This is a genomic window from Streptomyces sp. Ncost-T10-10d (genome assembly GCF_900091955.1).
Lineage (GTDB): Bacteria > Actinomycetota > Actinomycetes > Streptomycetales > Streptomycetaceae > Streptomyces.
In genome coordinates this window covers 1-18,403 of sequence record NZ_FMDF01000076.1, presented here as the reverse complement: position 1 = coordinate 18,403, position 18,403 = coordinate 1, and the positions used below count along the sequence as shown (strand labels likewise).

Here is an 18,403-nt window from a genome sequence, read left to right as displayed (position 1 = left end):
TGCCTGGTCCATCCATCAGCCGTCCATGGGGTTTCTTCATGCCATTTGCCGTCTACGCACTCGGGCTCGCCGTCTTCGCCCAGGGCACATCCGAGTTCATGCTGTCCGGTCTGGTCTCGGACATCGCCGCCGACCTCCACGTATCCATTCCGGCCGCGGGGCTGCTCACCTCGGCCTTCGCGATCGGCATGGTTGTCGGGGCGCCGTTGATGGCGCTCTTCAGCCGGAACTGGCCGCGCCGCCGTGCCCTGTTGTTCTTCCTCTGCGTCTTCAGCGCCGTCCATGTCATCGGCGCACTCACCCCCGGCTACGGGGTGCTTCTCGCGACGCGGGTCGTCGGGGCGCTGGCGAATGCCGGTTTCTGGGCCGTGGCCATGGTGACCGCGATCTCCATGGTCGGACCCGAGGCCCGGGCACGCGCCACCTCCGTAGTGGTCGGGGGCGTCACCATCGCCTGTGTGGCCGGGGTGCCCGCCGGTGCGGCGCTGGGTGGGCACTGGGGGTGGAGGTCGGCGTTCTGGGCCGTGGCCCTCGTCTGCGTACCGGCTGTCCTCGTGATCGCCAGGACGATTCCGGGGGCACGGCCGGAGTCCGCCCCCGCACCCGCACGCGACGAGCTGGGGGCCCTGACCCGTCCGCGGCTGCTGCTGACCCTGCTGACGAGTGCCCTCGTACAAGGGGCGACGTTCTGCGCGTTCTCCTACTTCGAGCCGCTCGCAACCCATGTCACCGGACTCGGTGCCGCCTGGGTGCCCGCACTGCTCGCGCTGTTCGGCCTGGGCTCGTTCGTCGGGGTCACCGTCGCCGGCCGGATCATCGACGCCCGGCCGATCACCCTCACGACGGCCGGTCTGCTCTCGCTCGCCGTCGGCTGGACCGGGTTCGCGCTGACCGCGGGAAGCCCGTTGGCGACGGTCGCGCTCGTCTTCGTCCAGGGCATGCTCGCGTTCGGCACCGGGACGGCGCTGATCTCGTGGGTGTTCCGGCTGGCGGGCGACGCACCGACCCTGTCCGGCTCGTTCGCCACGTCCGCGTTCAATGTGGGCGGCGCGCTCGGCCCCTGGTTCGGCGGGCTCGCGATCGACGCGGGGTTCGGCTTCCGCTCACCGCTGTGGGTGAGCGCACTCCTGATGGTCCTGGCGCTGGGCACCGCAGGGGCGTCATGGGGAATGCGCCGGGCCACCGACCGAAGTCGCGACGGAGTTCCTGCGGTCTGACCGGCCATGAATGAAGCCCCGCCCGGCGCTGAACGGGCGGGGCTGTCCTGGTCACAGCAAGCAGCCAGCAAGCGGGATAAGGACATCGACCACCGTATCGGCGACCACTGACAACGACGGCCGACGTCCGAGGCGTCAGAGATCGAGGTCCACGACCACCGGGGCGTGGTCGGACGCACCCTTGCCCTTGCGTTCCTCGCGGTCCACATAGCTGTCCTTGACCGCCGCGGTGAAGGGCGCGTTGCCGTAGACGAGGTCGATCCGCATGCCCTTGTTCTTCGGGAAGCGCAGCTCCCGGTAGTCCCAGAAGGTGTACGGGCGGTCGTACTTCAGCGGGCGCGGCATGACATCGGACAGGCCCTCCTCGCGCAGGGCGGCAAGGGCGGCGCGCTCGGCCGGAGTGACATGGGTCGCGCCCTCGAACAGCGCCGGATCCCAGACGTCCTCGTCGGTCGGGGCCACATTGAAGTCGCCCAGGACCGCAAAGGGCTGCGCGCCCGCGGCGTCCGCGGCGACGGCCTTCTGCAGGGCCTCGAACCAGCGCAGCTTGTACGCGTAGTGCGCGTGCTCGATCTCGCGGCCGTTGGGCACGTACACCGACCAGACGCGGACCGGGCCGCAGGTGGCCGAGATCGCCCGGGGCTCCTGCACCCCCTCGTACTCGGGACCTTCGGGCAGCCCCTGCACGACGTCGGACAGGCCGGCCCGGGAGACCAGCGCGACCCCGTTCCACCGGCCGGTGGCGTTGACCGCGGACTCGTACCCGAGCTCGCGGAGCGCGTCCGCCGGGAACTGCTCGGCTGTGCACTTGGTCTCCTGGATGCACAGCACATCCGTGCCGGTGCTCTCCAGCCAGGCCAGCAGCCGCGGGAGCCGGGCGGTGATCGAATTGACGTTCCAGGTGGCGATGCGCATGTACGTAAACCTAGCGGCTCCCACTGACAGTCGCCGGACCGGCAGCGGTCACAGGCCCGTCGAATCCCCGGGGGCCAGCCGGCCGTGGTCGGTGCCGCCGAGGCTGCCGATCTGGGTGTCGTAGATCGGGCGGGCGAGATCGGTGAGCAGCGCGTCGTGGATGTCGATGGCGCGGCGCGGTCCGACCTCGCGGACATAGTCGATGACCTCGGAGATCTTGTTCCAGGGGGCCATCACCGGGAGCATCAGCGTGTCGACCGGCTGGTCGGGGACAGTGAGCGCGTCGCCCGGGTGGAAGAGCGAGCCGTCCACCAGGAAGCCGATGTTGGTGATCCGCGGAATGTCCGGGTGGATCACCGCGTGCAGTTCGCCGTGCACCTGTACGTCGAAGCCCGCCGCGGAGAAGGTGTCGCCGTGGCCGACGGTGTGGACACGGCCCGGGAAGGCCGCGGAGAGCTGGTCGGCGACGCTGCGCAGGGTCCAGATCTCGGCGGCCGGGTTGGCCTCCATGCCGGCGCGCAGCCGCCCCTCGTCGAAATGGTCGAGGTGCTCGTGCGTCACCAGCATCGCGTCGGCGCCGACGGCGGCGTCCTGCTCCGAGAAGCTGCCCGGGTCGATGACGAGCGTCCGCCCGTCCTTCTCCAGACGGATGCAGGAGTGCGTCTTCTTGGTCAGCGTCAGGTGTACGGGGTTCACGGCGTTCATGGGCCCCATCCTGCTACGGGCGGGGCGTCGTTTCTTCCTGAATCACGGTCTGGGCGATCGAGAAGGCGGCGCTCGCGGCCGGTACGCCGCAGTACACGGCGGTCTGCATCAGCACCTCCTTGATCTCGGCCGGGGTGAGGCCGTTGCGCAGTGCGGCCCTGACATGGACGGCCAGGCTCTCCAGATGGCCGGAGGTGACCAGCGCGGTGAGCGTGACACAGCTGCGGGTGCGGCGGTCCAGACCCTCCCGGGTCCAGACCTCGCCCCAGGCGTAGCGCGTGACCAGTTCCTGGAAGTCGTCGGTGAAATCGTCGGAGGCGGCCATGGTGCGGTCCACATGGGCGTCGCCCAGCACCTCGCGGCGCACCTTCATGCCGGGCTCGTACGGGTCGGCGCGTCCGGTGGTCCCGGTATCGGGCTGCGGTGTGGCTGCGGTGATCTCCGCGATGGGCAGCACCGGAGTGGAGAGCTGCGGGGCGAAGGGCGGGACGGGAATGGCGGCGAGGGTGTCCTGCCAGGCCGTGGAGAAGTGGGTGAGAAGCAGATCGGTGACGGCTCCGGGCTGCTCGACCGGGGCGAGGTGGGAGGCACCGGGGACGAGGGCGAGCCGGGCGTCCGGTATGCCCGCGACCAGAGTGCGGGCATCGCCCGGTCCGGTGACGCGGTCCTCGGCGCCGACCAGGACGAGGGTCGGAACGGTAATGCGGCCGAGTTCGCCGCGGATGTCGAAGGCGGCGAGGGCTTCGCAGGCGGCGATGTAACAGCCGGGGTCGGTGGTGCGGACCATCTGGACGGCCCACTCGACGATGGCCGGCTGGGCTGCGGCGAAACCGGGGGTGAACCAGCGCTCCGGTGCGGTGCGGGCCATCGGCTCCAGGCCGTTGGTGCGGACGACCACCCCGCGCTGGCGGAACTCGTCGGCGCTGCCGAACCGCGGCGAGGCGGCGACCAGTGCGAGCGAGGCGACCCGGTGCGGGTGGCGCAGCGCGAGGTCGGCGCCGATCGCGCCGCCGATCGAGCAGCCCGCGTACCCGAAGCGCTGGACGCCGAGCCCGTCGAGGGTGGCAAGCAGCCGGTCGGAGATTTCGGTGACGGCAGTCGCGGGGTGGGCGGGGGCGCCGCCGTGGCCGGGGAGGTCGAAGCGGAAGACTCTCCAGTGCTGGGTGAGCTCCGGTATCTGCCGGTCCCACATGTGCCATGAGGTGCCGAGGGAAGGGCCCAGGACCAGGATCGGTGCGTCTTCTGGCCCGTCAAAGCGGTACTGCAGGGTTTCAGTCGTCGTCTCACTCACCCGCTCACGCTCCCATATCTCACAATTTCTCATGGAAGGGGGTCGGGAGACTCGCCAGACCTCCCCATGTATGCGCCGTCGGACGAAGATCCTGCACATCCGGCTTCACATACCAGCGCTTCGTGGTCTTGACCTTGGCGTGCCCCGCCCAGAGCGCAGGAGGTGATCAGGCACCCCGTTGGTCGCAAGGTACGTGAAGCAACTCGCGCGGGCGTCGCACAACGGACTCGGCGCAGCGCGTTCTCGGCCATGACCTGGTACGCCCGCTCACGCAGCTGCCGTCCGTCGAGTGCCCTGCCGAGTCGATCTACGAGCACGTACCCGTTGTCCTCGTATCTCTCCCCTGCCGCGAGCTTCTCGGCGATCTGCGTGGCCTTGAAGTCGGCGAGGGCCTCCCCCACCAGATCGGGCAGGTCCAGTCGGCGCCGAGCGAGGCATTGACGCGCTCGAACATCCGGTGGGCACCGTGGTAGGTCAGGGGGCGGACCGGGTCTCGCCGTGTCCACCACACCGGCTGGGTGCGGCCTCGGGCAACCTGGCCTTGTACCTCCTGCTGGCAGAGGCGCAGCCATACGAATGCGTCCGCCGATGCCGGCACCTGCTGGACCGCCCGCGAGCCTTTGCGCACCACGCTGATCAACTGCTGGCCGGGGTCGACATCGCGCTGACGCATGCCGATCAGTTCCGAAGCCCGCACCCCGGTGCAGATCCAGAAGGCGACCAAGGGCCGGTCGCGGTTGGAGGGCAGCGCCGCGAACAGCTTGTTGAACCATGCTTCCGGAATCGAGCGCGGGATTCGCCGCGGAAGGCTCGGCCGGTAGCGGCCCACCCGCTCGGGCCTCCAGCCGTCCATCGGATTGTGGTGCGCGTGAGCCCGCCGAGAGCGGCGGGACAGATCCAGCGGGAACGGGTTGAGCAGCGGGCCGGTCCCCGCATCGCGGTGCACATCGTAGAAGCGGCGCAGGACCGTCTCGCTGTCGGAGAGCCCGCCAAGGCCGGCTGACCCCTGCCGGAACGCGGCCAGGCCCAGGAGCAGCCAAAATTGGGCGACGTGTTCGCGGAGCATCGCCGAGGATGGCCGCCATGACCCACGTGATCGAAGCCCCCCATGCCGAAGACGCCGCTTCTCTGGGGCCTGTGCAGTTGAGGGCCTGGCTGCAGACGTATCTCAATGACGAAGCGGGGATCGATGAGACATGGATCCGTGAACAGCGCGGCGCCGCCGCGACCGCGGAAGGGGTTGCACAGTGGCGGGAATTCATCGAGGCGGTGAAGCAACAACCGGACCTGCTGTTTTGCCGTGTCGTCCGCTCCGATACGGAGATCGTCGGGTTCCTCTGCGGCCGTCGGGACGAGGTGGTCACCCTCGGGCCGATGTATCTCCTGAACGAAGCCCAGGGCCAAGGTGTCGGAGGCCGATTGATGAGTGAGTTCCTCGCCTGGGCGGGAAGCACACCGATGCATCTTTGGGTCACTGATTACAACGAACGAGCGGTCCGCTTCTACGAGCGCTACGGATTCAAGGCCACAGGTGAGCGAGAGCTCTGGCGAGGGAAACTGCCCAACGTGCGCATGACCCGAGACTCCCCGTCGAACGACAACCTCAGCTGAGTGAGCACGGGCCAGGTCGGCTGAGACGTGACCGCAGGCTACCTCGACGGCCGGCCGCGCTCTGACGGGCGGCTGGCCGTCCCACGTTGCGGCCACGACAACGCCGTCATTTCGCTTCGACATTCGCGAGCCGGTTGATCACAAACTGCCTCCGGAACCCTTCGAGAATCGCTGCTCTCAAGAAGTGGTCTCATTTGGTGAGTCTGCGGTAACAGATAAGAGTGCAGGCGATGCTGGTGAAGGCCAGGAAGTGGTCGGCTCTACGCTCGTAGCGGCGGTGGAGTCGGCGGCATCCGGCGAGCCGGGCCACGGACCGCTCGACAACCCAGCGGTGGCGGCCCAAGTGGGTGGAGGACTCGACGCCTCGTCGGGCCAGGCGATGCGTGATGCCCTGGCTGCAGATCCGGTGCCGTACTGGTCGATGAAGCTCCACCACACCGAGACGCCCATGGACCAGCCCAGCGCGTCGAACCGCTCCAGCCGGAGATGGTCGACGAGTTCGAGCACGTCGCGGGAGAGGCGAGCGATGCGATAGCCGTGATGCGGCTTGTCGGACAGCCTGTGGCCGCGCAGGTCGATGGTGACGACGCGACGGCCGGGGGACAGGTCCGCGACCTGGTGGCGGAACATCGCCTGTGTCTGGCCCCAGCCCGAGACCGGGCAGGGATCACGTGCCCACGTCGTCGCCTTTGGTGAGGAGTTCCTCGATCCTGAGCCCCAGGTGCAGAGTGAGCCGGTGTGCACCGTCGTCCAGGTCGAGTCCGGTGATCTCCTGGATCTGGCGCAAGCGGTAGTAGAGCGAGGTGCGATGAAGTTTCAGCGCGTCCGCGGTCCTGGGGATCGAGCCGGCGTGTTCGAGGAAGCACCGCAGGGTGTCCCGCAGCCGATCGCCGCCGTTGGCCTGATTCAGGGTGCGGAGCGGCTTCGGGACGAGGGACTCGTTCAGGGCGTGCTCCGGGAGTTGGAGGAGCACGGCGAGCTCCCCGAGCAGGTTCCAGTCGCCCATGCCCTTCAGGGAGGGCAGCCGGCGCGCAGCGCGAGCCGCCACGAGCGACTGCTCGTACGACCTCCACGCCTCGTGCAGGCCCAGGTGCCGCCCGCCGACGCCAATCACGGGGGCCGCCGACGGGGCCAGGAACGTGGTGAGTTCCTCAAGGATGCGGGCGGACTGGGCGGCGACCTCGGCCGGACCGGGAGCCCGGTCGCTCAGCTGGAGCAGGATCGCCCGCTCCTGGTCGATTGCGACGAAGCCTTGCGCCGATCGTGTCTGCCGGAAGCCTTCCAACGTCCCCCACAGGGCTGCCTCGGCCTGCCGCACGGGCTCCGTGCCGCAGGACAGCTGGACGACGGTGACCAGGACGTGCTCGGCCTCCTTGAGCAGCCCGGCCTCCATCGCCCGCCGGCGTGCGGCGGTAGACGTGGCGACGTTGGTATCGATCAGCTCCGACACCAGGGTCCGCTCGTCGGTCTTCCGGGTGTCGGCCGCGAGTTGTTCCGCGTACATCTGGGCGGCCATGGCCTCGGCCGCCCGCGCGATGGCTTCGGTCTCCTGCTCCGCGAGCGCCCTTTCCGGCGCGACCACCACCAGAAGCCCGAGGAGGTATCCGCGCTCCCGCAGCGGCACGACGTAGCGGGGAAGCAGTCCGAGATCGTCCCGGCCCTCGATGAATCCGGGCTTCGGCCACTGGGCTATGCCCTGGGCGAGGACGTACCGGACGGTCGCGTTGTCGGCGCGGCCCTGCAGCAGCGTACCTATGCGCACCGGGTCCTCGTCACCGAAGTGGCGGCTCGTGCAGATCATGCGGAGCAGCGGATCGTCGACCGCGATGGACCGGCCCAGCTTCTCGGCGAGTTCGTCGACAAGCGCCTGAAGCTCGGGGCTGCCAGGACGGGCCCGCCGAGGCCTTACGGTCATGCACTGTTCCTCTCTCGACCACCTGTGACCTGCGGATCTTTTCTCCTTTCCGCAGCTCTTGATGATTCTGAGGAAGCGACGACGTCAGCACATCGCACGAATCGTCCATGCTGCACGGCACCGACAGGGGATACGAAGCGATTACTCTCCGCTGTCGCGGGTCCCCACCAGCCGTGCCAACTCCGTTCGCGAGGTGATGTCGAGCTTGGTGAAGGCGCGGCGCAGGTGCGAACTCACCGTGTGCGGCGAGAGGGAGAGTCGCTCGGCCACCTGAAGGTTCGTCAGTCCTTGAGCCACGAGCCGTGCCACACGGACCTCGGACGCCGTCAGCTCGGGCCATTCCTTGACGTATCCGGCCGACGAGGGCGGCCGGCGGACGCCCGCGGCCCGCAGACGTCGACGGACGCGTGCGACGTCCCGCTCGGCGCCTGCTTGCGTGTAAAGGGCGAGGGCCTTGTCCAGGTACGGCACCGCTTCGGAGACACGGGTGGCGGCAAGCTTGCGGCCGGCGTCCTCCAGCGCCGACGCTCGGGCGATCGGCCGGGGGCAGTCCTCGTACAACCGGACCGCGTGCAGGAGGTGACCGAAGTCGTTGTCGTGCAACCCGCGGGCGTGCGCGGCCGTGGCGGCGAGGATCGTGACGTCGGGGTTGCGCGTGGCCCGTCGCTCGGCCACTGCGACCGCGAGCGCGGCCTGCTCGTGTGCGCCGGCCCGCAGTGCCATGCGGACGAGGACGGGGGCGTCTGCGGGGTCGACCGGGCCGACGAGGGAAGGCCGATCCTCGGCAAGCGCCGCCATCACGTCGTCGAGCGCGGCCATGGCGCGGCCGGGCCGGCCTTCGCAGTCCGCCAGCAGCGCCAGCATCCAGGAGCCCATGTTGCGGACGAGCGGTGCACTGTCGCTTCGCATCCGCCGCGCATCGGCCGCGTACCCTCGTACGGCCTCCTGGTCGCCGGTGTGGAGTGCGACGCGCATCAGCGTGTACGAGAGCGTGACGTCGGCGAGGTTGCCCGTGCCGAGCTCGTCCGTCATCGCGGACGCGGCTTCCGCCTCGGCCCGGGCGTCCGTCAGCCGTCCGGCGTCGAGGAGGACTCGGGTACGGATCATGAGCCACATGCGTGTGGCGGCCGCATGGCCCACGTTCCGGGTGTTCCGAAGGCCGGCCTGCGCGACGGCCAGCGCCTCCTCGGAGCGGCCGGCCGCGTTCAGCAGGAAGCTCTGCCACAGGGCTTCCGGAACCCACACGGAAGGCACGATGCCCAGCTCGGCGGCCCGGTCCACCTGACGGAACGCCTCGTTCCAGTCCATCCGGTGGAAGCTCACGATCGAGTCGACCACCCTGAAGGTGGCCTCGGCGGCCCGGTCCCCGGCCGCTTCGACGGTCTCCAGCGCCTCGGCTACGGCCTGCTCGGCCGCCTCGTTGTCGCCCGACATCGACAGGTTGAGACAGAGCAGCGCGAGCAGTCGGGCCCGCAGGGCCGCCGGGATCCCGGGCAGTGCCGCCCCGGCACGGGCCTGCCGGACCGCCTCGGAAAAGTCGAACTCGGAGGACAGGCGCGCCAGGCCGAGGCGTATCCGTGCCTCGTCCTCGGGCCCGAGACCACCGGTCGACAGGGCCGAGGCCCCCAGGTGCCGGGCCCGGGCCCGCTGCCCCGTCTGCCAGAGCAGCGGGATCGTCTCGGCGATGACCGTCGGCCGTTCCGGAGCGTCCACCGCGGTGAGTTCCAGCGCTCTGATGCTGAGGTCCGCGGCCGACCCGGGAGCGGTGGCCGCGAGTTCCGCCGCTGCGGTGCGCAGCCGGTCGACGGCCGCCCGATCACCGGGCTCCGCGCCGCCGACTGGTGACATGGGGGTTTCGACCAGGGGTGTCGCGCTCTCCAGTAGCACCTCGGCCTGACGGCGCAGGGTTCGGCGCACGGAGAGAGGAAGACCGGCTTCCAACGCCTCGCGGATCAGCTCGTGGCGGAATTCCAGGTGATCGCTCCCTTCGGTCAGCAGATCGGAGTCGAGGGATTCCCGCACTGCGGTGATCAGTGCCGCCGACGGCCTGCCGAGCAGTTCGGCAAGAAGACCCACGGTGACCGGGCGGCCCACGACGGCTGCCGTTTCCACGAGTTCGCGAGCCGCGTCGGACAACAGGTCGAGGCGGCGCACGACGGAGGGCAAGGGGCGGATGGGGAAAGCCCGAACGGGGAGGGATCCGGCCGACAGCCGGGCCGTGCCGTTGTCGACCGTCACCACCCCCGCGTCCCGCAGCCCGCCGAGCAGCTCGACCAACAGCTGCGGAACACCGTCGGCGCGGCGGGCGACGCGGAGGACGTCCGGGTCAGGAACCGCGCCCAGGACGTCCTCCGCGATCTGCGCGACCGCCTGGTCCGCGAGCGGGCCCAGGGCCACTTCGTGCGCGCCCGCCTGGTGGATCCTGTCCAGTGTCGTGCGCACGCCCGGCGGCACGCTTCCGCTGCGCACGGCCACCAGCCACAGGATCGCGTGCGGCGAGAGTCGGGCCGCGAGGGTGTGAAAGGTGAGGAGCGTCAGGTCATCACACCACTGGAGGTCGTCGAGGACGATGAGCAGGGGCTCGCCCCGCGCCGCCTCCCGCAAGCGGTCCACCAGTTCCTGGAGCAGCCAGAACCGCTGGCTGGGCACCGCGGCAAGGTCCCGGAGCCGGGCGGCGTCCGGCAGCGGTTCCTCCCCGGAGATCAGCCCCTCCAGCAGGGGGGCGAGCGGCACGAACTGGTCGTCGGGGTCCGCTCCCCCGTGGAACACCCGCATCCCGCGCCGCTTCGCGGATGCCGAAGCCTCCACGAGCATCATGGTCTTGCCGCTGCCCGCGGGGCCGTCGACACGGACGATCCCGCCTTCGCGGCGGGCCAGCGAGTCGAGCCGCTCCTCGATGAACGCCAGTTCCGCCTCCCTGCCGCGGATCGGCGCCCTCACGCCGCCGAGGTCCTCGGGAAAAGGCCATGCTGTCAATCGGTTCACTCTCATTCCGCCGCGGGGGCCGCACCGGACGAGACTCGGTTCCGGGTGCGGTAACGGCGGATCAGTATGAAGCATGGGGCCGGCCCGACCTCCCCGAGGGTGTCCCCGGCCTCAGTCGAAGCGCAGGTCGGCGAGTTGCCGTTCGAGCGCGGTGACGTCGTCCTCGGGCTCGGCGCGGGCCGGGCGGGCGGCCATGAGCGCGGCCAGCTCGCCGCCCGCCCGCCGGATACGCGCGGGAAGGCCGTCGGTGTACTCGTCTCCCCCTGATCCCCAGTCCTCGGACGCCGCGTACACCGCCGTGGGGACGACGGCGGCGCGCAGATAGGCAAAGAGCGGGCGCAGGGCGTGCTCCAGGACCAGGGAGTGGCGGGCGGTACCACCCGTCGCCGCGACCAGGACCGGTTTCCCGGTGAGGGCGTCCGGGTCGATCAGGTCGAAGAAGGACTTGAACAGCCCGCTGTAGGAAGCCGTGAACACGGGAGTCACGACGATCAGGCCGTCGGCCTGCGTCAGCGCGTCGATCGCCGCGGCCAGTCGGGACGGTGGAAAGCCGGTTACCAGATGGTTGGCGACGTCGCGGGCCAGTTCGCGCAACTCGATGACCTCGGTCGGCACGGTATGCCCCTGGGCCACGAGTTCGCCGCGGGCAGACTCGATGAGCCGGTCCGCGAGCAGGCGGGTGGAGGAGGGGGTGCTCAGCCCCGCGGAAACGGCGATCAGCTTCATGCGGCGGTCGCTCCCCGCGTCGTCGCGGCGGCGGTGTCCCGTGCCGTGTGCGTCGGCGCGTTCGGCACGTCGGCCGGGCGTCCGTTCGCGAACTCCTTGCGCAGCACAGGCACGACCTCTTCGCCGAGGATGTCGAGCTGTTCCAGGACGGTCTTCAGGGGCAGGCCCGCGTGATCCATCAGGAAGAGCTGGCGCTGGTAGTCGCCGACGCTCTCCCGGAAGGTCAGGGTCCGCTCGATGACCTGCTGGGGAGAGCCCACGGTCAGCGGGGTCTGCTCGGTGAACTCCTCCAGCGACGGGCCGTGGCCGTACACGGGAGCATTGTCGAAGTAGGGGCGGAACTCCCGTACGGCGTCCTGGGAGTTCTTCCGCATGAAGACCTGTCCGCCGAGACCCACGATGGCGTCCTCCGGACGGCCGTGGCCGTGGTGGGCGTACCGGCGTCGGTACAGCTGAACCATGCGCCTGGTGTGGTCCGCCGGCCAGAAGATGTTGTTGTGGAAGAAGCCGTCGCCGTAGAACGCGGCCTGCTCCGCGATCTCCGGGGACCTGATGGATCCGTGCCAGACGAATGGCGGGGCGCCGTCCAGCGGCCGGGGTGTCGAGGTGAAGGCCTGCAGGGGCGTACGGAACGTGCCCTCCCAGTCCACGGTGTCCTCGCGCCACAGCCGGCGCAGCAGCGCGTAGTTTTCCTTGGCAAGGTTGATGCCCTGGCGGATGTCCTGCCCGAACCACGGGTACACCGGGCCGGTGTTGCCACGCCCCAGCATGAGGTCGACCCGACCGTCGGCCAGGTGCTGGAGCATCGCGTAGTCCTCCGCGATCTTCACCGGGTCGTTGGTGGTGATCAGCGTCGTGGCGGTGGACAGGATCAGCTTCTCGGTGCGGGCGGCGATGTAGCCGAGCATGGTGGTCGGGGACGACGGTACGAACGGCGGGTTGTGGTGCTCGCCGGTCGCGAAGACGTCCAGGCCGACTTCCTCGGCCTTGAGCGCGATGGCGATCATCGCCTTGATGCGCTCGTGCTCCGACGGCGTGCGGCCGGTGGTGGGGTCGGGTGTCACGTCCCCGACGGTGAAGATGCCGAACTGCATGGGGTCTCTGCTCTCCTGAATCTGTCTGGATCCTGCGGACGTGGGCCGTGGAAGCGGCAGGTCCGGCGTCACTTCGACAGGAAGGCGAGGAGGGCCGTGTTGACCTCCTCCGCGTGGGTCCACAGGAGGCCGTGCGGGGCGCCCTCGATCTCCACGTAGTCGGCGGACGGGAGCATCTTGTGGAACGGGCGCGCCGTTCCCTCGGCCGGGAGGATCCGGTCGGCCGTTCCGTGCAGGATGAGCGCCGGGACGTCGACGGCGGGGATGTCGGCGCGGAAGTCGGTGTACCAGGTGGAGGGCGCGGCCGCGGCTGCGAAGGAACCGCCGCCGGCCGCGACGTTCCAGCTGTTGCTCACCGCTTCGGCGCTGATCCTGGTGCCGAGGTTCTCGTCGAGGTTGTAGAAGTCGTTGAAGAAGGCCGTGTAGTAGGCGTACCGGTCGGCCTTGACGGCGGCGACGACTCCGTCGAAGAACTCCTTGGGGGCGACGCCGTCGGGGTTGTCGTCGTTCTTGAGCAGGAAGGGCTCCAACGAAGCCAGGAAGGCGACCTTGGCGACCCGGTCGGAGCCGTACGCGGACACATAGCGGGCGACCTCACCGGTGCCCATGGAGAACCCGACCAGGACGGCGTTGCGCAGGTCGAGGGTCTCCATCACGGTGTTCAGGTCGGCGGCGAAGGTGTCGTAGTCGTACCCGGCCGTCGGCTGGGCGGACTGCCCGAATCCGCGGCGGTCGTAGGTGATCACGCGGTAACCGGCGTCGAGCAGCGCAGCGCTCTGCCGCTCCCAGGAGTGCCCGTCGAGCGGGAAGCCGTGGATGAGGACGACCGGCTGACCGACGCCGTGGTCCTCGTAGTACAGGTCGATGTTGGTGGAGTTCTCCTGGCCCACGGTGATGTACGGCATGGGGTGCTTCCTCAATTCGGGTCGGCTGGTCCGCGCATCGGTGCGGCACGGAATGCCGTCACGCTATGGTCGGCGCGGCGTCGCCTGTTGTCGCGCGGCGCACCACACCTTGCCCACGGGCGCAGAGTTCGCCCGGGATCGACCGATGTCGGCCGGCTCGACGTCGGCTTCCGCCGGCACGAGCCGGGTCAACTGGGTGCGTGTACGCCTCGTATGCCCTGGTCAGCGCGGGTATCGGGCGGCGCCGTCGCCGGTGGTCAGGAGCGCCCGCCCGAGATCGGCGGAGGCGGCTGCGAGATGCAGGAGCGGGGGTCGACCCGGAGAATGCGGGTCGACCCCCGCTCCAGGAGTGCGTTGTCGGGGTTCACCAGGGCAGCCGTGTGGGCGGCGATTCCGTGCGGGGTCGGCACGGAAGGGCTACGGGCGGAGTGCTCGGCCGCCTGGGCCGCGAGGTCCCCGGCCGGGGACCGGTCCCCGGCACGCAGGGCGATCTGCTCCGGTCGCCCACCAGGTGTTTCTCGGTGGGCGACCGGAGGCCTACCAGCGCTCGAAGTTCATCACCCAATCGTTCGAGCCCACCCCGAGGGGTGGGCTCGAACCGGCCCGGGCCGCAGCGCGCGTCAGACAGCGGTGGACCGGACGGCGTTCTGGATCAGCTCCGCCACGCGCTTGGGCTGGGCAAGCATGACCAGGTGCGAGGAGTCGACCTCGATGGTGGTCATGCCGGCACGCTCGTAGCCGTAGCGCACCACGTCGGGGTTGATGGTCCGGTCGGAGGTGGCGATCAGGCCCCACGAGGGCTTGCCCTTCCACGCCGCGACCGGTCGGAGGTCGGCGTGCTTCAGAGGCCGAAATGTGCGCGGCGCGCCTCGGGCACCAGGTCGGCGTACTCGGGGTGCTTGCCGATCCACCCCCGGATGAAGGGGCAGTACGGCAGGACGTGCAGCCCGCGTGCCCGGGCGTCGTCGAGAGCGCCCCGGGCGAGCAGCCCGCCCAGCCCCCGGCCCGCGAACCGGGGATCGGTCTCGGTGTGGATGAAGGCGATCTCGCCCGCCGAGAGGTGGTACTCGGCGAAGCCTGCGGTCTCGGTGCCGTCGTCACCGGCGAGGATCTCGTAGCGGGACTTCTCGGGGCGGTTCACCACCTGCGGTTCCACGGGTGCTCCTGTGGGGTCACGGTGTCAAGGGGATCGGTCGGTATGTTCAGAGCGTGCGGCGCACGCCCGCCTGGCGTTCCAGGTTGCGGAGCTGGACCGCGAGGTCGCCCTCGACGGCGGCGTGGGCGGGGCCGCTGCGGCCGATCGGCAGCACCTCCTCGCTGCGCATGTCCTCCAGCATCAGGGCGAACGCCGCGTACATCGCGACGAGCGCCACCACGAGGCCGAGGGCCCCGGACGTGCGCGTGAGCCATTCGGCGCCGGTCAGCCCCGACAGACCGGTGGCCGCCCAGCGCGGCAGGGAAACCACGAGGACGAACCACAGTGCGCGCTTCGGCCGCGTCACGGCGGCCATCAGCGCCCCGAAGCAGAGGAACGCCAGATTGAAGACGCCCAGCACGCGGAGGCCGTCGGCTGCGCCGGTGAACATGACGAGCGCGTAGGCCAGCCAGCTGCCGGCGAACGTGCCCATGAGCGTCGCCGCGATCACGTCCCGGGCCCCGAAGGCCAGGACGCTCACCAGGAATTGCAGGGCGAACGCCGGCAGCACGCACAGGGCGACGGCACGACGGGCCTCGGTCTCGAAGAGCCCGAGCTGCAGGCATCCCGTCATCACGGAGGCGATCGCCACCGTGAAGAAGCCCAGCGGCATGGGTGAGGCGATGGGACGGAGGTTGATCCGGGTCATCGACCGGAGGTCCGGTTCGAAGCGGCGTCCCGGCGGTGTGTCCGGCCGGTCGCCCGGTGCGTCGTCGGCGCCGGCAGCGGAGGCGGAAGCGGTACTCATTGATGGTTCCCTCGTTCAGTGCTCGAAGCAGGGGTCGTAGAAAGGCAGAGGCGCTTCGGGAGCGGAGCCACGTGCAACGCGCCACTGGCGGTGCTGCTCGGACTCGGCGACGGCCTCGGCCACGAGCGACGCCTGGCGAGCACCACCCTGGTAGCCGCCGAAGTGGGCCACCGGGCTCCACACCGGATTGACCGGCGGGAGGGCCTCGTCGAGCCCCTCGTACTCCGCGCTCGCGTAGACGATGCGGCCGCCGACGACGGTGAGCACGGACTCGATGTCGGGGATGGCCGCCTCGGGCACGGTGAGGTAGTCGTCGGACAGGATCGCGAGGTCGCCGTAACAGCCTTCCCGCAGGACTCCCTTGACGTCCTGCTCACCGGTGAGTCGTGCCCCTCCGCGGGTGTAGAGGCCGAGGGCGGTCTCCCTGCTGATCAGGTTCTCGGCCGGGTAGAGCGCCGTGCCGCCGACGGTGCGCCCGGTCACCAGCCAGTGGAGTGCGACCCATGGGTTGTAGGAGGAGACGCGGGTGGCGTCGGTTCCGGCCCCCACGGTCAGCCCCCGGTCGAGCATCGCCCGGACCGGCGGGGTGTGGGCGGCGGCCTCGGCGCCGTAGCGGTCGCGGAAGGCGGTGCCCTGGAAGGACATGCGGTTCTGGACGGACAGGGCGCCGCCGAGGGCCGCGATCCGGTCCAGGCTGTCGGCCGAGACGGTCTCCGCGTGATCGAAGAGCCAGCGGTTGCCGCCGGGGAAGAGTCCTTCCGCCGCGAGCTTCTCGAAGACGGCCAGATCGCGCCGGATCGTCTCGTCGTAGGTCGCGTGGAGCCGGAAGCCCCAGCCGTTCTCCATCAGGAGCCGGACGGCCTGCTCGAACTCGGCCTCGTACCCCGCGGCGAGTTCGGGCCGGGGTTCGGAGAAGTTCTCGAAGTCGGCGGCGGCCCAGGTCAGGTTCTCGCCCGCGCCGTTCAGCCGGAGCCACTCGTCCCCGTCCTCGGGCTTCACCATCTCGGTCCAGCGCTTCAGGTCGGCGAGCTCCTGGCCGGCTGTCTGCGGGAACAGGTGGTAGGCGATGCGCAGGGAGAGCTCCCCCGACCGGGCGAGGTCGACAACCGTGGCGTAGTTGTCGGGGAAGTTCTGGAACCCGCCGGCTGCGTCGACCGCGGAGGTCAGTCCGAAGCGGTTGAGCTCGCGCAGGAAGTGTCGCGTCGACGTCCGCTTGTCGGCCTCGTCGAGGGCCGGTGCTTTGGCCAGGGTCGAGTACAGGATGAGGGCCCCCGGCGCTGCGAGGAGGACCCCGTTGGGTTCGCCGTCCCGGCCCCGTACGATCTGCCCCCCGCGCGGGTCGGGGGTGTCTCGGGTGAATCCGGCTGCTCGCACCGCGGCCCGGTTCATCAGGGCCGACTGGTACAGGTGCAGAACGAATACCGGGGTGTCGGGGGCGGCGGCGTTCAGCTCGGCGACGGTGGGCATCCTGCGCTCGGCGAACTGTTCGGCGGTCCAGCCGCCGACGACCCGGATCCACTGCCCCTTGGGGGTGCGGCCGGCCTGCTCGCGCAGCATGGCGAGGGCCTGCCGGAGGCTGCGAACGCCGTCCCAGCGCAGCTCCAGGACGTAGTTCAGGCCGCCCCGAATGACGTGCAGGTGCGAGTCGTTCAGGCCGGGGATCACCCGGCGCCCGAGCGCGTCGACGACCCTGGTTCCCGGGCCGACGAGGTGGGCGAGGTCGTGGTCGTCACCGAGGGCCGCGACCCGGCCGTCGCGGATCGCGACGGCACGGGCCTCGGGGCGGTCGGGGTCACCGGTGAACACCTTCGCGTTGCGAACGAGGAGGTCGGCCTGCGGCTGTTCCTGCCGCGGGCCGGGCACGAGGCCCGCCACGGGCATGCTCGTCGTCGGCATGTTCATCGACGGCTCCCTCACGCCAGGGCCTTGCGCAGGGTGTCGATCGCGACACCGATGGCGAGTTCCGCGGCCTGCGTCTCGCGCAGCGCGTTCAGCATGACGAAGTCGTGAATGACCCCCTGTACGCGCAGGGCGGTGACGGGGACTCCGGCGGCGCGGAGCTTCGCCGCGTACGCCTCGCCCTCGTCGCGCAGGACGTCGGCTTCGGCGGTGATGACCAGGGCGGGCGGCAGGCCGGTCAGCTGGTCGGTGGTGGCGCGCAGCGGCGAGGCGGTGATCTGGGCGCGCTCGGCCTTGTCGGTCGTGTACTGGTCCCAGAACCACTGCATGCCGTCGCGGCGCAGGAAGTAGCCCTCGGCGAACTGCTGGTACGAGTCGGTGTCGAAGCTCGCGTCGGTGACCGGGTAGAAGAGGACCTGGTGGGCGAGGCGGAGGTCGCCGCGCTGCTTGGCCATGAGGGTGAGGGCAGCGGTCATGTTGCCGCCGACCGAGTCGCCGACGACGGCGATCCGGGTGCCGTCGAGCTCCTTGTGGTGTCCCTCGCGGGCGATCCACTGGGCGACGCTGTAGTTCTGCTCGATGGCGACGGGGTAGCGGGCCTCGGGCGAGAGGTCGTACTCGGGGAAGACGACGGCCGCCCCCGTGCCGACGGCGAGTTCGCGGACGAGCCGGTCGTGGGTGTGGGCGTTGCCGAAGACCCAGCCCGCGCCGTGGATGTAGAGGATGACGGGGAGGGGGCCGGTGGCACCGCGCGGGCGGACGATCCGGGCACGGACGTCGCCGGTCGGACCGCCGTGGACAGTGATCCATTCCTCGTCGACGGCGGGCAGCAGGACGCCTTCACCGCTCTGGACGTCGTCCACGGCCTTGCGGCCGTCCGCCACGGGAATCTGGTAGAGGAACGGCGGCTGGGCGGTGGCCTCGGCAAACGCCTGGGCGGCTGGTTCGAGGGTCGTCCGGTTCGGCATGGGGGGTTCTCCTTCGGAGGGTGTGCGGAATGGGTTGGTCGTTCAGCGGGTGCCGCGCGCGGCGTCGAGGAAGGTCGCACCGCGCATGAGCCAGTGGTGCTTCTTGTAAAAGGGAGCAGCGGGTCTGCGTGTCGGCGGCTACGCGGTTCAGCCGCTGGCAGGCCTACACGCGGGTGTCGTGGCCGAGGCCGATCGGCAGCTGCTCGAGCGTGCCGAACGCCTGCGTTCC

15 protein-coding genes and 3 pseudogenes are annotated in these 18,403 nt (G+C 70.2%); 2 read left to right on the top strand and 16 right to left on the bottom strand.

Annotated elements, in window-relative coordinates; genetic code table 11:
* The first annotated feature begins 38 nt into the window (after nt 1-38).
* Nucleotides 39-1,217, top strand: coding sequence for a Cmx/CmrA family chloramphenicol efflux MFS transporter (locus tag GA0115254_RS11670; protein ID WP_093895216.1), 1,179 nt, complete (start codon nt 39-41; stop codon nt 1,215-1,217).
* A 135-nt stretch (nt 1,218-1,352) separates the two neighbouring features.
* On the opposite strand, the gene GA0115254_RS11665 is transcribed toward GA0115254_RS11670, so the two are convergent.
* From GA0115254_RS11665 to GA0115254_RS11645, 4 genes are all read right to left on the bottom strand, one after another.
* Nucleotides 1,353-2,132 carry an exodeoxyribonuclease III gene (locus GA0115254_RS11665; protein WP_093895215.1) on the bottom strand — a complete coding sequence of 260 codons (780 nt, stop codon included), beginning with the start codon at nt 2,130-2,132 and terminating at the stop codon, nt 1,353-1,355.
* Between the two features lie 48 nt (nt 2,133-2,180).
* Nucleotides 2,181-2,837, bottom strand: a complete 657-nt coding sequence (locus tag GA0115254_RS11660; protein ID WP_093895214.1) for an MBL fold metallo-hydrolase — start codon at nt 2,835-2,837, stop codon at nt 2,181-2,183.
* A 13-nt stretch (nt 2,838-2,850) separates the two neighbouring features.
* The gene (pcaC, locus tag GA0115254_RS11655; protein WP_370740855.1) at nt 2,851-4,161 is read right to left on the bottom strand and encodes a bifunctional 3-oxoadipate enol-lactonase/4-carboxymuconolactone decarboxylase PcaDC; all 1,311 of its coding nucleotides are present in this window, start codon (nt 4,159-4,161) and stop codon (nt 2,851-2,853) included.
* Nucleotides 4,162-4,435: 274 nt separating this feature from the next.
* On the bottom strand, nt 4,436-5,194 hold the full coding sequence (locus GA0115254_RS11645; RefSeq protein ID WP_218105527.1) for a hypothetical protein: 759 nt from the start codon (nt 5,192-5,194) through the stop codon (nt 4,436-4,438).
* Between the two features lie 17 nt (nt 5,195-5,211).
* Here GA0115254_RS11645 and GA0115254_RS11640 point away from each other — a divergent pair, with 17 nt between their 5' ends.
* Complete coding sequence (locus tag GA0115254_RS11640; protein WP_176740074.1) at nt 5,212-5,739, top strand: GNAT family N-acetyltransferase; 528 nt, start codon at nt 5,212-5,214, stop codon at nt 5,737-5,739.
* A 190-nt stretch (nt 5,740-5,929) separates the two neighbouring features.
* Here GA0115254_RS11640 and GA0115254_RS11635 read toward each other — a convergent pair.
* The 12 genes and pseudogenes from GA0115254_RS11635 to GA0115254_RS11580 all read right to left on the bottom strand — a co-directional run.
* A pseudogene (locus tag GA0115254_RS11635) lies at nt 5,930-6,127 on the bottom strand (transposase); the annotation flags it as partial.
* 116 nt (nt 6,128-6,243) lie between these two features.
* Nucleotides 6,244-6,369 (bottom strand): annotated as a pseudogene (locus GA0115254_RS47470) (alpha/beta fold hydrolase); the annotation flags it as partial.
* A 37-nt stretch (nt 6,370-6,406) separates the two neighbouring features.
* On the bottom strand, nt 6,407-7,654 hold the full coding sequence (locus GA0115254_RS11625) for a PucR family transcriptional regulator (RefSeq protein WP_093895211.1): 1,248 nt from the start codon (nt 7,652-7,654) through the stop codon (nt 6,407-6,409).
* Nucleotides 7,655-7,795: 141 nt separating this feature from the next.
* Nucleotides 7,796-10,594, bottom strand: coding sequence for an ATP-binding protein (locus GA0115254_RS11620; RefSeq protein ID WP_370740854.1), 2,799 nt, complete (start codon nt 10,592-10,594; stop codon nt 7,796-7,798).
* A 156-nt stretch (nt 10,595-10,750) separates the two neighbouring features.
* Nucleotides 10,751-11,365, bottom strand: coding sequence for an FMN reductase (locus GA0115254_RS11615; protein WP_093895209.1), 615 nt, complete (start codon nt 11,363-11,365; stop codon nt 10,751-10,753).
* Complete coding sequence (locus tag GA0115254_RS11610; protein ID WP_093895208.1) at nt 11,362-12,459, bottom strand: LLM class flavin-dependent oxidoreductase; 1,098 nt, start codon at nt 12,457-12,459, stop codon at nt 11,362-11,364. Before GA0115254_RS11610 ends, GA0115254_RS11615 begins: the two co-directional genes overlap by 4 nt.
* 68 nt (nt 12,460-12,527) lie before the next feature.
* Nucleotides 12,528-13,364, bottom strand: a complete 837-nt coding sequence (locus tag GA0115254_RS11605) for an alpha/beta fold hydrolase (protein ID WP_093895207.1) — start codon at nt 13,362-13,364, stop codon at nt 12,528-12,530.
* Nucleotides 13,365-13,984: 620 nt separating this feature from the next.
* Nucleotides 13,985-14,314: pseudogene (locus GA0115254_RS45865) on the bottom strand (alpha/beta fold hydrolase); the annotation flags it as partial.
* Nucleotides 14,206-14,520 (bottom strand): GNAT family N-acetyltransferase, encoded by a 315-nt coding sequence (locus GA0115254_RS11595; protein WP_093895206.1) that lies wholly within the window; start codon nt 14,518-14,520, stop codon nt 14,206-14,208. The gene GA0115254_RS11595 and the pseudogene GA0115254_RS45865, both read right to left, overlap by 109 nt.
* Before the next feature lie 46 nt (nt 14,521-14,566).
* Nucleotides 14,567-15,307, bottom strand: a complete 741-nt coding sequence (locus tag GA0115254_RS11590; protein WP_093895205.1) for an acetate uptake transporter family protein — start codon at nt 15,305-15,307, stop codon at nt 14,567-14,569.
* A gap of 15 nt (nt 15,308-15,322) precedes the next feature.
* Nucleotides 15,323-17,203, bottom strand: coding sequence for an amidohydrolase (locus tag GA0115254_RS11585; protein WP_093895233.1), 1,881 nt, complete (start codon nt 17,201-17,203; stop codon nt 15,323-15,325).
* 17 nt (nt 17,204-17,220) lie between these two features.
* Nucleotides 17,221-18,174: an alpha/beta hydrolase gene (locus GA0115254_RS11580; protein ID WP_093895204.1), complete on the bottom strand. Its 954-nt coding sequence runs from the start codon at nt 18,172-18,174 to the stop codon at nt 17,221-17,223.
* Between the last annotated feature and the right edge of the window lie 229 nt (nt 18,175-18,403).

Excerpts from the sequence above, each read along its gene's own strand:
- GA0115254_RS11660 (WP_093895214.1), bottom strand. The coding sequence starts at position 2,837 with ATGAACGCCGTGAACCCCGTACACCTGACGCTGACCAAGAAGACGCAC.
- GA0115254_RS11640 (WP_176740074.1), top strand. The coding sequence starts at position 5,212 with ATGACCCACGTGATCGAAGCCCCCCATGCCGAAGACGCCGCTTCTCTG.
- GA0115254_RS11580 (WP_093895204.1), bottom strand. The coding sequence starts at position 18,174 with ATGCCGAACCGGACGACCCTCGAACCAGCCGCCCAGGCGTTTGCCGAG.
- GA0115254_RS11625 (WP_093895211.1), bottom strand. The coding sequence starts at position 7,654 with ATGACCGTAAGGCCTCGGCGGGCCCGTCCTGGCAGCCCCGAGCTTCAG.
- GA0115254_RS11670 (WP_093895216.1), top strand. The coding sequence starts at position 39 with ATGCCATTTGCCGTCTACGCACTCGGGCTCGCCGTCTTCGCCCAGGGC.
- GA0115254_RS11665 (WP_093895215.1), bottom strand. The coding sequence starts at position 2,132 with ATGCGCATCGCCACCTGGAACGTCAATTCGATCACCGCCCGGCTCCCG.
- GA0115254_RS11645 (WP_218105527.1), bottom strand. The coding sequence starts at position 5,194 with ATGCTCCGCGAACACGTCGCCCAATTTTGGCTGCTCCTGGGCCTGGCC.
- GA0115254_RS11590 (WP_093895205.1), bottom strand. The coding sequence starts at position 15,307 with ATGAGTACCGCTTCCGCCTCCGCTGCCGGCGCCGACGACGCACCGGGC.
- GA0115254_RS11615 (WP_093895209.1), bottom strand. The coding sequence starts at position 11,365 with ATGAAGCTGATCGCCGTTTCCGCGGGGCTGAGCACCCCCTCCTCCACC.
- GA0115254_RS11585 (WP_093895233.1), bottom strand. The coding sequence starts at position 17,203 with ATGCCGACGACGAGCATGCCCGTGGCGGGCCTCGTGCCCGGCCCGCGG.
- pcaC (WP_370740855.1), bottom strand. The coding sequence starts at position 4,161 with ATGAGAAATTGTGAGATATGGGAGCGTGAGCGGGTGAGTGAGACGACG.
- GA0115254_RS11605 (WP_093895207.1), bottom strand. The coding sequence starts at position 13,364 with ATGCCGTACATCACCGTGGGCCAGGAGAACTCCACCAACATCGACCTG.
- GA0115254_RS11610 (WP_093895208.1), bottom strand. The coding sequence starts at position 12,459 with ATGCAGTTCGGCATCTTCACCGTCGGGGACGTGACACCCGACCCCACC.